Genomic DNA, 13240 nt, shown 5'->3' with positions numbered 1-13240 from the left:
TCCAATGTGTCCATCGCCGAGAGGAGAGAGATCATGCCCAACCGTTTGAACAACGATTTCCAGTTTATCGATGTGGGTCGTAAAGACCCGCAGAAAAAAAAGGCGTACACCCGCGCCAAAGAGTTCGCCGAAATCTACGAGCCGTTCAAGCCAACGGACGCGGCAAGCCAGGCACACCGCTGTCTGCACTGCGGTAACCCGTACTGCGAGTGGAAGTGCCCGGTGCACAACTATATTCCCAACTGGCTGCAGCTGGTGGTGGAAGGCAACATCATCGAAGCCGCCGAGCTTTCCCACAAGACCAATTCGCTGCCGGAAGTGTGCGGGCGGGTCTGCCCCCAGGACCGGCTCTGCGAAGGTGATTGCACGCTCAACGACGGCTTTGGTGCGGTGACCATCGGCTCGATCGAGAAGTACATCACCGATACCGCCTTTGCCATGGGCTGGCGCCCGGACATGTCCAAGGTGGTATGGACCGATAAAAAGGTCGCGATCATCGGCGCCGGCCCAGCGGGCCTCGGTGCGGCGGACATCCTGGCGCGTAACGGCGTCAAACCCGTGGTATTCGATCGCCACCCGGAAATCGGTGGGCTTTTGACCTTCGGTATCCCCGAATTCAAGCTCGAAAAGAACGTCATGGAGCGCCGTCGCTCGGTATTCGAGGAAATGGGCATCGAGTTTCGCCTGAACGTCGAAATCGGCGTGGACATCGAGTTCGATACCCTGGTGCAAGAGTATGACGCGGTCTTTTTGGGCATGGGCACCTACCAGTACATGGAAGGGGGCTTTCCTGGCGAAGACCTGCCCGGCGTGTACAAGGCGCTCGATTTTCTGATTGCCAACGTCAATCGCCGGCTGGGTTTCGAGAAGGACGCCAACGACTACATCTCCATGGAAGGCAGGCGCGTGGTGGTGCTCGGCGGTGGCGACACCGCGATGGACTGTAACCGCAGCTCGATTCGCCAGAACGCGGCCAGTGTGACCTGCGCCTACCGCCGTGACGAAGAGAACATGCCGGGCTCGCGCCGCGAAGTGGCCAACGCTCGGGAAGAGGGCGTGGAGTTTCTTTTCAACCGCCAGCCCGTCGCCGTGGTGGGCGAGGAGAAGGTGGAAGGCGTGAAGGTGGCGCGCACGCGACTGGGTGAGCCGGACGAAAACGGCCGCCGCCGTCCGGAGATCGTGCCCGGCTCCGAAGAGGTGATTCCTGCGGACGCGGTGGTCATCGCGTTTGGCTTCCAGGCAAGTTCCATCCCCTGGTTCGAAGGTGCGAGCGTCGATGTCGACGAGCGCCGTCTGGTCAAGGCCCCGGAGCACGGCCACTACGCCTTCCAGACCAGCAACGAAAAGATCTTCGCTGGCGGCGATATGGTGCGCGGCTCCGATCTGGTCGTCACCGCGATCTATGAAGGCCGCCAGGCCGCCGAGGGGATGCTGGATTACCTGGGCGTTTGAGTTTGACGTTTTAGTGTGACAAAAGCGGGCCGTGGCGACACGGCCCGCTTTTTTATGGTGTTTTGGAAATGGTGCCTGGAAAAGGGTGGCTGGGCCGGGGAAGGCTGGCGCCTTCCATCGCCCAATGGAATTGGGCTCCTACAAGGGTGGCAGTGGCAATGCTGTTGTAGGAGCAGGCTTTGGTCAGCGGCCTGTTTGAGGAGGCAGGCGCCCCGCTGACCCGACAGTTCAAATTGAGCCTTTAGGCGTACTCTGTTATTCTGCCATCCCATCCTGGTGTGGCTTTCTGCAACACCCATTGATCACGTTCTTACAGGTTTTCCATGACACGATATATCTTCGTGACCGGCGGCGTTGTGTCCTCTCTTGGCAAGGGCATCGCGTCGGCCTCGCTGGCGGCGATTCTAGAGGCCCGCGGCCTTAAGGTCACCATGCTCAAGCTCGACCCGTACATTAACGTGGATCCGGGCACCATGAGTCCCTTCCAGCACGGCGAGGTGTTCGTCACCGAGGATGGCGCTGAAACCGATCTGGACCTTGGCCACTACGAGCGCTTCATTCGGACTAGGATGACCCAGGGCAACAACTTCACCACCGGCCGGGTCTACGAGCACGTGCTGCGCAAGGAGCGCCGCGGCGACTACCTGGGCGGTACGGTGCAGGTGATTCCGCATATCACCGACGAAATCAAGCAGCGCGTCTATGACGGCGGTAAAGGCTTCGACGTGGCGCTGGTCGAGATCGGCGGCACCGTCGGCGATATCGAGTCGCTGCCGTTTTTGGAGTCGATCCGCCAGATCCGTAGCGAGCAGGGCGCCAACCGCGCGCTGTTCATGCACCTGACGCTGGTGCCCTACATCAAGACCGCCGGCGAGACCAAGACCAAGCCGACCCAACACAGCGTGAAAGAGCTGCGCTCCATCGGTATCCAGCCGGATATCCTGATTTGTCGTAGCGAAGTCGAGCTCGAAGAGAGCGAGCGGCGCAAGATCGCGCTGTTCACCAACGTCGAAGAGCGCGCGGTGGTGCCGCTTCAGGATGCCGATACCATCTATCGTATTCCGCTGATGCTTCACGAGCATGGCCTCGACGATATCGTCTGCGACAAGCTGCGCTTGGAAGCCGGGCCCGCCGATCTCACCGAGTGGGTGAAAGTGCTGGACTCCAAGCTCAACCCGCTGAAGTCGGTCAGCATTGCCATGGTCGGCAAGTATATGGAGCTGCTGGACGCCTACAAGTCGCTCAACGAAGCGCTGATTCACGCCGGTATCCAGGGGCGTATCAAGGTCAATATCGACTACATCGACTCCGAAGACATCGAGCGCCACGGCACCGAGCGTCTGGCGGGTAAAGACGCCATTCTGGTGCCCGGCGGCTTTGGCGAGCGCGGTGTGGAAGGCAAGATCAAGACCGCCCAGTTCGCCCGCGAAAACAACGTGCCGTACTTGGGGATTTGTCTGGGGATGCAGGTTGCGGTCATCGAATTCGCGCGCAACGTGGCAGGCTGGACGGATGCCAACTCGACCGAGTTCACCCACGACACCCAGCACCCGGTGGTGGGCTTGATTACCGAGTGGATCAACGCCGAGGGTAAGATCGAGCTGCGCGATGCGGCCTCTGATCTTGGCGGCACCATGCGCCTGGGTGGGCAGGTCTGCCACCTGGCACCCAATAGCCGTGCCCGCGAAGCTTACGGCTCGGATGAAATCGTCGAGCGCCACCGCCACCGTTTCGAGGTGAACAACCAGTTCATCGACGAGCTGGAAAAAGCGGGGCTTGTGATCTCTGGCAAGAGCGTGGATCAGTCGCTGGTCGAGATGGTCGAGCTTTCTGACCACCCCTGGTACGTGGCGTGTCAGTTCCACCCGGAATTCACCTCCACCCCGCGGGACGGCCATCCGCTGTTCTCGGGCTTCGTGAACGCCGCGGTCGAACACAAGGCGCAACGTACGCGCGCTCACGCCGCGCCCCACGACCACGATTAAGGGGACGATCATGACCTCACACGACTCTTCGCCGTCCACTTCCAGCGAGCGTCATATTTCCGTTGCCGGCCTAACCGCCGGCAATTCTTTGCCGCTGATGCTGTTGGGCGGCATGAACGTGCTGGAGTCTGCCGAGCTTGCCGATGAGGTGGCCGCCGCCTACGTCGAGGCCACCACGGCACTTGCCATGCCCTACGTGTTCAAGGCCAGCTTCGACAAGGCCAACCGTAGCTCCGTGCACTCCTATCGTGGGCCGGGGCTCGAGAAGGGCCTCCAGATCCTGGCCGATATCAAGGCGCGCTATAACGTGCCAATCATTACCGACGTGCACGAGCCGTACCAGGCCGCCGCCGCTGCACAAGTGGCCGATATCATCCAGCTGCCCGCGTTTTTGGCCCGCCAGACCGATCTGGTCGTGGCCATGGCCGAAACCGGGGCGGCGATCAATATCAAAAAGCCGCAGTTTCTCGCCCCGCACGAGATGCGCCATATCATCACCAAGTTTCAGGAGGCCGGGAACGACCGCCTGATGCTTTGCGAGCGTGGTTCGAGCTTTGGCTACAACAACCTCGTGGTGGACATGCTCGGCTTTGGCGACATGAAACAGACCGGCTACCCGCTCTTTTTCGATGTCACCCACGCGCTGCAGCGCCCGGGCGGGCGTGCTGACAGCGCCGACGGGCGCCGCGCCCAGGTGGCGGAACTCGCCCGGGCCGGCGTTGCCGTAGGCTTGGCCGGGCTCTTTTTGGAAGCGCACCCGGACCCGGACAACGCCAAGTGCGACGGGCCCTGCGCGCTGCCGCTGGATCAACTCGCGCCGTTTTTGACCCAGCTTTCAAAGCTCGATGCACTGGTGAAGGGCTTCGAGCCGCTCGCCATTCGCTAACCGGCCGGCCAGGCCCTGATATCAGGTTCGAGGACCTGAACTGACGCACGCGTGCGTCAACGGGAAACATCGCTATTCAGTAAACCGACAATCAAAGGACGCTGTCATGACCAAAATTGTGGATATCACCGCGCTTGAAGTGCTGGATTCCCGCGGTAACCCCACCGTAAGCGCCACGGTACGTTTGGAAAGCGGCGCGGTAGGCCAGGCGTGCGCCCCCAGTGGCGCTTCGACCGGCTCCCGCGAGGCGCTCGAGCTTCGCGACGGCGACAAGACGCGCTACCTGGGCAAGGGCGTTTTGAAAGCCGTGGGTGCGGTCAATGGCAGTATCCGCGAGGCACTCGTCGGTATGGACGCCCGGGATCAGCGCGGTCTGGACAACGCCATGCTGAAACTCGATGGCACCGACAACAAGGCGAACCTGGGCGCCAATGCGATTCTTGCGGTATCGCTGGCGGCGGCCAAGGCGGCGGCGAACGCCAAGGGTGTGGCCCTTTACGCCCACATTGCCGAGCTTTACGGCAAGCCTGGCCACTACAGCATGCCCGTGCCGATGATGAACATTCTCAATGGCGGCGAGCACGCGGATAACAACGTCGATATCCAGGAGTTCATGGTTCAGCCGGTGGGGGCTTCCAGCTTCTCCGAGGGGCTGCGGGTCGGCGCGGAAATCTTCCACGCGCTGAAAAAGGTGCTCGCCGCCAAGGGGCTCTCCACCTCCGTTGGCGACGAAGGCGGCTTCGCGCCGAATCTTTCCTCCAACGCCGAGGCGCTGGCGGTGATCAAGCAGGCGGTGAGTGATGCCGGCTACACCCTGGGCCAGGACGTCACACTGGCACTGGACTGCGCCTCCTCCGAGTTTTACAAGGATGGCCAGTACAATCTTTCCGGCGAAGGCAAAAGCTTCGACGCCCAGGGCTTCACCGACTACCTGGCAGGGCTTTGCGATGACTACCCGATCGTCTCGATCGAAGACGGTATGGACGAGTCCGACTGGGACGGCTGGAAAGCGCTGACCGACAAGCTCGGCGACAAAATCCAACTGGTGGGCGACGACTTGTTCGTGACCAACACGCGTATCCTCAAGCGCGGCATCGACGAGCAGATCGGCAACTCGATTTTGATCAAGTTCAACCAGATCGGCTCGCTCTCCGAGACCCTCGATGCGATCCAGATGGCTCAGGATGCCGGCTTCACCGCTGTGATCTCCCACCGCTCTGGCGAAACCGAAGACACCACCATTGCGGACCTGGCCGTGGGCACCGCGGCGGGCCAGATCAAGACCGGCTCGCTTTGCCGCTCGGACCGGGTCGCCAAGTACAACCGGCTGCTGGCGATCGAAGCCGAGCTTGGCAGTGTCGAGTATCCGGGCTTGAAAGCGATCAAGGGACAGTAAAGTCCAGGCCTCTGGTGTAAGCATTATCTTAAGAATTTGTAAGAGATCGCTTACTTAGGCCGTCGATATCCGCTTATAAGCGTTAGGATTCGAGCGGTTTTTTCGACCGGTATTTCGCCAAGTGTTTGAAATAAAAGTTTTTTGTCATCAAGGCGGGCCTGCGGGCCCGCTTTTTTTTGGGCGGTTGGCGCTTTTTGTGCAGCGCTGGATCTCTGGCACACTGTGATCAGGACAAGGGGAGGCAAGGATGCTTTAGGCAGTATAGAGCGTAATGTTGAAGGTGCGCCGAGTGACCAGACGATCGTGGCCTCGGCAGGGAGAAGCACCCAGGAAGTTCGACACAGGGAGTGGTCAGAGAAAGTGCTTGGAACGGGCGGCCTATGGGCCGCCTTTTTTATGCCCGCATGGGCGCCGGCGGTGGGCTAATCGCTAAATCTATCAGTAGTTATAAGAAAAACGCATTGTTATTCCTTTCCACTATTAATTACCATTGCGCGCCTGAATTAGCAGGCTAGCCAGTTGGCCTGCTTTCCCGGTGCGCTTTTGCACCGCACTCGCTATCAGGAGGCGGCTACTATGCCCTGGTTAGTTGTTATCAACGTATTGATTTTGGCGTTAGCGATCGCGTTTTTGGCGCGCTGGCAGCGCCGCGGAGCGAGTCTTTCCCGCGTGGTGCTGGTGGGTCTGGTCGCTGGCGTCGTGCTGGGCGCCATTTTGCAGGCGCTTTACGCCGATACCGCCACGCTGACCGGCACCCTCGACTGGGTGAATCTGGTCGGCGGCGGCTACGTGCAGCTTTTGAAGATGATCATCATGCCGCTGGTACTGGTGACGATCCTTTCGGCGGTCACGCGCCTTCACGACGCAAGCTCGCTTGGCAAGATCAGCTTCGGGGTGCTGGCCATTTTGATGCTGACCACCGCGATTTCAGCGGTGATCGGCATCGGCATGACGCAGCTGTTCGGCCTTTCCGCAGAAGGTCTGGTACAGGGCGCGCGGGAACTCGAGCGCGGCCAGGACATCATCGAGCGCAGCGCCCAGGTATCGGATCTCACCGTGCCGCAGCTGCTGCTGTCGTTCATTCCCAGTAACCCGTTCCAGGACTTGGCCGGCGCGCGTCCCACCTCGATCATTAGCGTGGTGATCTTCGCGACCTTTTTGGGCCTGGCCGCACTGGGCATCAAGCGTGAAAACGCCGCGCTCGGCGACAAGCTGATCGAGGGCATCGACGTGGTGCAGAAGTGGATCATGCGCCTGGTACGTATGGTGATCCGCCTCACGCCTTACGGGGTCATGGCGCTGATGACCCGGGTGGTGGCGACCTCGAATCTTGACGACATCCTGGGCTTGCTCGGTTTCGTGGTGGCCTCCTACGTGGGCCTGGCGCTCATTCTGGTCATGCACGCGCTCTTTTTGTCCGGGGCGGGCGTCAATCCGCTGCGCTACTTCAAGAAAGTATGGCCGGTGCTCACCTTCGCGTTCACCTCGCGCTCGAGTGCTGCGACCATTCCGCTCAATATCGAAGCCCAGGTGGACCGCATCGGCGTGCCGCCGGCGATTGCCAACTTCGCCGCCTCCTTCGGCGCGACCATCGGCCAGAACGGCTGCGCGGGTCTTTATCCTGCGATGCTCGCCATGATGATCGCCCCCACGGTAGGGGTCGATCCACTCTCGCTCGAGTTTTTGGGTACCCTGGTGCTGGTGGTAACGCTTGCTTCCTTCGGCATTGCCGGGGTCGGCGGCGGGGCGACCTTTGCCGCGATCATCGTGCTCTCGACGCTGGATCTGCCCATTGCGCTGGCCGGGCTTTTGATCTCGATCGAGCCGCTGATCGACATGGGCCGCACGGCGATCAACGTCAACGGTTCGATGACCGCGGGCACGGTCACCAGCCGCCTGCTCAAGCAGCACGACGGCGCGGTCTTCGCCGCGGACTCCGAGGAGCTTGGCGAGCCCAAAGCGATCTAAAGCGCTTTCTTTTAGGCCAAAAAAAGCCACCCTCGGGTGGCTTTTTTTATGGGCGATACTCGAACCTAGCGCTCGAGCTTGTCCATCTTGCCGGTTTTGCCGTCCCACTCTTCGGCGTCGGGCAGCGGGTCTTTCTTCTCGCTGATATTGGGCCAGACATCGGCAAGCTCGGCGTTGATCTCGATGAAGGGTTGCTGACCCTCCGGAAGCTCGTCTTCCGAGAAGATCGCCTCGGCGGGGCACTCCGGCTCACACAGCGCGCAGTCGATGCACTCGTCTGGGTGAATCACCAAAAAGTTCGGACCTTCGTAAAAGCAGTCGACCGGGCAGACTTCTACGCAGTCGGTATATTTGCACTGAATGCAGTTTTCGGTAACGACAAACGTCATCGGTTTATCCCTCTTGCATGGCCACCGCACGGTATGGCCATGGCGTGTCGTGAATGATAGTTAATCGTGAATGGTTATAAATCAGCCGTTTTTTAGAAGCTAAAAAATATGGGCCGTATTCTAGAGGTGCCTATGCCCCGCGGCAAGCGTCAACTGCACCGCTTATAGAAGCTCGCGCCACTGATACAAAAGCTCGAGGGCCTCGCGGGGCGACAGCGCGTCGACCTCCATGCCCTTGAGCGCTTCCACGACCGGGTGCGGCGCACTGGCGAACAGGTCGTTTTGCTGGGGCGTTTGGCTGGCACCGGGTTGGCGCTCGCCCCCATCAACCGGTTGCCCCTGTACGCTTCGTTGCGGCTCACCTATATCGCGTTGCTGCTCGTCTATATCGCGCTGCTCCAGGGCCACGAGCTTTTGCCGCGCCCGGGCAATCACCCCGGCGGGCACCCCGGCCAGTTGGGCGACCTGCAGGCCGTAGCTTTGGCTGGCCGGGCCTGCTTCGATACGGTGCATGAATACGATGCTGTCGCCGTGCTCGGTGGCGGTCAGGTGGATGTTGGCCACGCCCTGGGTCTGATCGGTTAGCCCGGTCATCTCGAAATAGTGGGTGGCAAAGAGCGTCAGCGCTTTGGTCGCGGCCAGCTGCTCGGCGCTCGCCCAGGCAAGGGATAGCCCGTCGAAGGTGCTGGTGCCGCGGCCGATCTCGTCCATCAACACCAGGCTCTGCTCGGTGGCGTTGTGCAAGATATTGGCGGTTTCGGTCATCTCCACCATGAAGGTGGAGCGCCCGCCGGCCAGGTCGTCCGAGGAGCCGATACGTGTGAAGATGCGATCCAGCGGGCCGATTTCCGCGGATTGGGCGGGCACGAAGCTGCCGCTATGGGCGAGCAGGGCGATCAGCGCGGTCTGGCGCATGTAGGTCGATTTACCGCCCATGTTGGGACCGGTAATGATCAGCATGTGCCGTTGGGGGGAGAGGTCGATATCGTTGGGCACGAAGGGCGTTTGGCTTACGTGCTCGACCACCGGGTGGCGCCCGGCGCTTACGTGAATGCCGGTGTGGGCGGTGAGCGTCGGGCGTACCCAGTCCAGCGCCTCGGCGCGCTCGGCAAAGGCGCACAGCACGTCGAGTTCCGCCAGCGCCTGGGAGGTGCCCTGAAGCTCGTGGAGCAGAGTGTTGAGCTCGCCCAGAAGCCGCTCGTAGAGCCACTTCTCCCGCGAGAGCGCCCGGGACTTGGCCGAAAGCGCCTTGTCCTCGAACTCCTTGAGCTCGGGGATGATGAAGCGCTCGGCGTTTTTCAGCGTCTGGCGACGAATGTACTCCGCCGGGGCCTGTTGGGCTTGGGCGCGGGGTAGTTCGATGAAGTAGCCGTGAACCCGGTTGTAGCCCACCTTCAGGTGGGAAAGGCCGGTGCGTTCTCGCTCGCGGCGTTCGAGCTCGATCAAATAATCACCGGCGTTCTCGGCAAGCCCTCTGTGCTCGTCGAGCTCGCTATCGAAGCCCTGGGCGATGACGCCGCCGTCGCGAATCACCACCGGTGGGTTGTCGATGATCGCCCGGCTCAGCGTATCGGCTATCTCCGGGTAGGGGCGAATATGCGGCTTGAGGCTATCGATGGCGCTGCCGCTCTCGACTTCTTCTAAAAGCCCTTGCAGCGTGGGCAGGGCATTGAGCGCGTCGCGCAGCTTGGCCAGGTCGCGTGGGCGGGCGCTGTAGAGCGCCACGCGGGCCAAAATACGCTCGATATCCCCCAGTTCGGAAAGCGCTTCGCGCAGCGCCATATAGGCGCTGTTCAGGGTGAGCAGTGCCACGCCCGCTTGGCGGGCCTGAACGATTTGGGTTTGGCGCAGCGGGCGGTTGAGCCAGCGCTTTAAAAGCCGCGAACCCATGGCGGTGGCGCAGGTGTCCAGAACGCTTGCCAGGGTATTGTCGGTGCTGCCGCCCAGATTGAGGTCGATTTCCAGATTACGCCGGCTGGCGGCGTCGATCACCACCGCGTCGTCCCGGTTTTCCACGGTAATGGCGGTCACGTGGGGCAGGCGCGAGCGCTGAGTGTCCCGGGCGTAGTCGACCAGCACGCCGGCGGCGACCAGCGCGGTGGTCAGGTGGGCGCAGCCGAAGCCGCGTAGATCCTGCACCTCGAACTGATCACAAAGGCTGCGCGTGGCGCTTTCCAGATCGAAAAGCCACTCGCCCTGGCGGCGCAGGCTGCGCTTTTGCGACCACGCCTCGGGCAGGGTCAGGTTTTCCGGCACCAAAAGCTCCGCCGGCGCCAGGCGGGTCAACTCGGCCAGCATCTCCGCTTCGCTTTCGACTTCGAGCACGTTGAAGCGCCCGCTGGAGAGCTCGAGCCAGGCCAGGCCAAAGCGCTCCTTGCCCGGGCACAGCGCCACCAGCACGTTGTCGCGGCGAGCATCGAGCAGTGCTTCGTCGTGCAGCGTGCCGGGGGTGACGATACGCACCACCTGGCGCTCCACCGGGCCCTTGCTGGTGGCCGGGTCGCCGATCTGCTCGCAGATCGCGACCGATTCGCCAGCGCTGACCAGTCGGGCCAAATAGCCTTCGGCGCTGTGGTAGGGTACACCGGCCATGGGAATCGGCTTACCGCCGCTTTGGCCGCGGGCGGTCAGGGTGATATCCAAAAGCGTGGCGGCACGCTTGGCATCGTCGAAGAAGAGCTCGTAGAAATCCCCCATCCGGTAAAAAAGCAGGACCTCGGGGTGTTCGCGTTTGATTTTGAGGTATTGCGCCATCATTGGCGTGTGCGCGGGGCTGGCCTGTGACATGGGCGTCCTGATTGAGCGTGGCGCAAACGTATTGCGCCATGTTCTATGGGCAAGTGAAACGCAGTATTCTACGCTGAACGAAGCGCTTACATGAAGGAGTCTGCATGGCCGCTGACGCGTCTGGTTTGAAAAATCTCGATCTGGCGCTTCTTTCGAAGCGCCTGGGCAGGCTTTGCCTTGCTCGAAACGTTACGCTGACCACCGCGGAGTCCTGCACCGGCGGTGGGATTGCCACGGCGATTACCGCCGCGCCAGGTAGCTCGGGCTACTTTGAAACCGGCGTGGTCACCTACTCCAACGCCGCCAAGACCCGCCTGCTGGGCGTCGCAGAAGAGACCCTTGCCGCCCACGGCGCGGTGAGCGAGGCGGTGGTCAATGAAATGGTCAAGGGGGCGTGCCGGGAAAGCGGTGCAAGCCTTGGCGTGGCGGTGAGCGGCGTGGCAGGCCCGGGGGGAGGCAGCGTCGATAAGCCCGTCGGGCTCGTCTGGCTTAGCGTGGGCAATGAGGCCCGCCAACACGCCCAACGCTTCGTCTTTCCCGGTAGCCGTCAGGCGGTGCGCGAGCAGGCGGTACGCGAGGCGCTGGTGGCCCTGATTTTGCGCCTATCCGACTAACGAAGCGGTAATCGAAAGGCGCTGGAAGTACCCAACATGGCCTGGTTTGACGTAAATAAATAGCGTGTCAGGGATAGGTTTTAGCGCTATTATTTGGCATAATACTGGCTAATTATACAGGTTGTTACGAGGACGCTTTAAATGGCTCAAGATGAAAACCGCACAAAAGCACTGAACGCCGCGCTCGGCCAGATCGATCGTCAGTTCGGCAAGGGCACCGTCATGCGTTTGGGCGATGCGCCGCGGGTGGTCATGCCATCGGTATCAACCGGCTCGCTCGGCCTCGATATCGCCCTCGGCATCGGCGGGCTTCCTTATGGGCGCGTGGTGGAAATCTTCGGGCCGGAGTCCTCGGGTAAAACGACGCTGACGCTGTCGGTCATTGCGCAGGCGCAGAAACAGGGCAAGGTGTGTGCGTTTGTGGACGCCGAGCACGCCCTCGACCCAAGCTACGCGGAAAAGCTGGGTATCAACCTGGACGACCTGCTGGTGTCCCAGCCGGATACCGGTGAGCAGGCGCTCGAAATCACCGACATGCTGGTACGCTCCGGCGGCGTCGACGTCATCATCATCGACTCCGTCGCCGCCCTTACGCCGCGCGCCGAGATCGAAGGTGAAATGGGCGACACCCACGTGGGTCTTCAGGCGCGCTTGATGTCCCAGGCGCTGCGTAAGATCACCGGCAACATCAAAAACGCCAACTGCCTGGTGGTATTCATCAACCAGATCCGCATGAAGATCGGCGTGATGTTCGGTAGCCCCGAAACCACCACCGGCGGTAACGCGCTGAAGTTCTACTCCAGCGTGCGTTTGGATATCCGCCGTACCGGCTCGGTGAAGTCCGGCGACGAAGTCACCGGTAACGAAACCCGCGTCAAGGTCGTGAAAAACAAGGTCGCGCCGCCTTTCCGCCAGGCCGAGTTCCAGATTCTTTACGGCAAGGGGATCTACCACGCCGGCGAGGTGATCGACCTGGGCGTGCAGTGTAATCTGGTGGATAAAGCCGGTGCCTGGTACAGCTACAAGGGCAGCAAGATCGGCCAGGGTAAAGCCAACGCTTCCCAGTACCTGGAAGAGCACCCGGAGATCATGGAAGAGATCGAAAGCCAGATTCGCGAGCAGCTTCTTGCCAAGCCCGACCCTAAAAAAGAGGAAAAGGAAGAGGTCGCGGCGCCGGCGGATGTCGATGCCGACGGCGAAGATAGCCTGATCTAAGTGCTGGCAATGCAAAACTTCGGAGACGTCCGTGTTTGGCACTCATAACGCGACCCCGCGCGGGGTCGCCATGGATCTTCTGGCGCGGCGCGAGTACTCTCGCGCCGAGCTTTTCGAGAAACTCACGCAAAAGAGTTTCGATGAAGTGGAGATCGAAAGCTGTCTGGACGCCCTGCAAGAGCAGGGGCTTCAAAGCGACAGCCGTTTCGCCGAGAGTTTCGTGCGCTCACGCATTCTGCGCGGCCAGGGCCCGGTGCGTATCAAAATGGAGCTTAGGCGCCGCGGTGTGGAAAGCGATCTTCAAGCGGAGGCTTTCGAGTCCGTTCAGGCCCAGGAGCGAATCGACTGGTTCGAGCTTGCCTTCGAGACGCTTTCAAGACGTTTCAGCGATTCCGGGGCGCCGGCCGGTGAATCGTTCGTTCCCCCTAAAGAGCGCGCCAAACGCGAACGTTTTCTCGCCAATCGCGGCTTCGACTTCGATCAAATTCGCTACGCGCTGTCCCGGCTGGACACTTGAAGCGCGCATTCAGTCTCTCTGGTTTTCCCCT

General features: G+C 61.3%; 10 protein-coding genes. 8 read left to right on the top strand and 2 right to left on the bottom strand.

What is annotated here, in order from left to right; genetic code table 11:
* Window positions 1-33 precede the first annotated feature (33 nt).
* From ACWFVE_RS12820 to ACWFVE_RS12800, 5 genes are all read left to right on the top strand, one after another.
* Complete coding sequence (locus ACWFVE_RS12820; protein ID WP_447529651.1) at window positions 34-1452, top strand: FAD-dependent oxidoreductase; 1419 nt, start codon at window positions 34-36, stop codon at window positions 1450-1452.
* Window positions 1453-1775: 323 nt separating this feature from the next.
* Window positions 1776-3437, top strand: a complete 1662-nt coding sequence (locus ACWFVE_RS12815) for a CTP synthase (protein WP_447529650.1) — start codon at window positions 1776-1778, stop codon at window positions 3435-3437.
* Window positions 3438-3447: 10 nt separating this feature from the next.
* On the top strand, window positions 3448-4323 hold the full coding sequence (gene kdsA / locus ACWFVE_RS12810) for a 3-deoxy-8-phosphooctulonate synthase (RefSeq protein ID WP_447529649.1): 876 nt from the start codon (window positions 3448-3450) through the stop codon (window positions 4321-4323).
* A 106-nt stretch (window positions 4324-4429) separates the two neighbouring features.
* Entirely contained in the window at window positions 4430-5719 is a 1290-nt protein-coding gene (gene eno / locus ACWFVE_RS12805) for a phosphopyruvate hydratase (RefSeq protein WP_447529648.1), read from the top strand.
* 576 nt (window positions 5720-6295) lie between these two features.
* Window positions 6296-7687 (top strand): L-cystine transporter, encoded by a 1392-nt coding sequence (locus ACWFVE_RS12800; protein ID WP_447529647.1) that lies wholly within the window; start codon window positions 6296-6298, stop codon window positions 7685-7687.
* A 65-nt stretch (window positions 7688-7752) separates the two neighbouring features.
* Here ACWFVE_RS12800 and fdxA read toward each other — a convergent pair whose 3' ends face one another.
* Together fdxA and mutS are read right to left on the bottom strand one after the other, a co-directional pair.
* Window positions 7753-8076: a ferredoxin FdxA gene (fdxA, locus tag ACWFVE_RS12795; protein WP_447529646.1), complete on the bottom strand. Its 324-nt coding sequence runs from the start codon at window positions 8074-8076 to the stop codon at window positions 7753-7755.
* 162 nt (window positions 8077-8238) lie between these two features.
* Window positions 8239-10863: a DNA mismatch repair protein MutS gene (gene mutS / locus ACWFVE_RS12790; protein WP_447529645.1), complete on the bottom strand. Its 2625-nt coding sequence runs from the start codon at window positions 10861-10863 to the stop codon at window positions 8239-8241.
* 104 nt (window positions 10864-10967) lie between these two features.
* Here mutS and ACWFVE_RS12785 point away from each other — a divergent pair, with 104 nt between their 5' ends.
* The 3 genes from ACWFVE_RS12785 (at window position 10968) to ACWFVE_RS12775 (ending at window position 13209) form a co-directional block, all read left to right on the top strand.
* Window positions 10968-11477 carry a CinA family protein gene (locus ACWFVE_RS12785; protein ID WP_447529644.1) on the top strand — a complete coding sequence of 170 codons (510 nt, stop codon included), beginning with the start codon at window positions 10968-10970 and terminating at the stop codon, window positions 11475-11477.
* A 141-nt stretch (window positions 11478-11618) separates the two neighbouring features.
* Window positions 11619-12692 (top strand): recombinase RecA, encoded by a 1074-nt coding sequence (gene recA, locus ACWFVE_RS12780; RefSeq protein ID WP_447529643.1) that lies wholly within the window; start codon window positions 11619-11621, stop codon window positions 12690-12692.
* A 70-nt stretch (window positions 12693-12762) separates the two neighbouring features.
* Window positions 12763-13209 carry a regulatory protein RecX gene (locus tag ACWFVE_RS12775; protein WP_447530542.1) on the top strand — a complete coding sequence of 149 codons (447 nt, stop codon included), beginning with the start codon at window positions 12763-12765 and terminating at the stop codon, window positions 13207-13209.
* Window positions 13210-13240: the final 31 nt, after the last annotated feature.

This window comes from Vreelandella mediterranea, from assembly GCF_970647075.1.
Note: the sequence above shows the minus strand (reverse complement) of the source record. Positions and strands in the feature narration are given on the sequence as shown.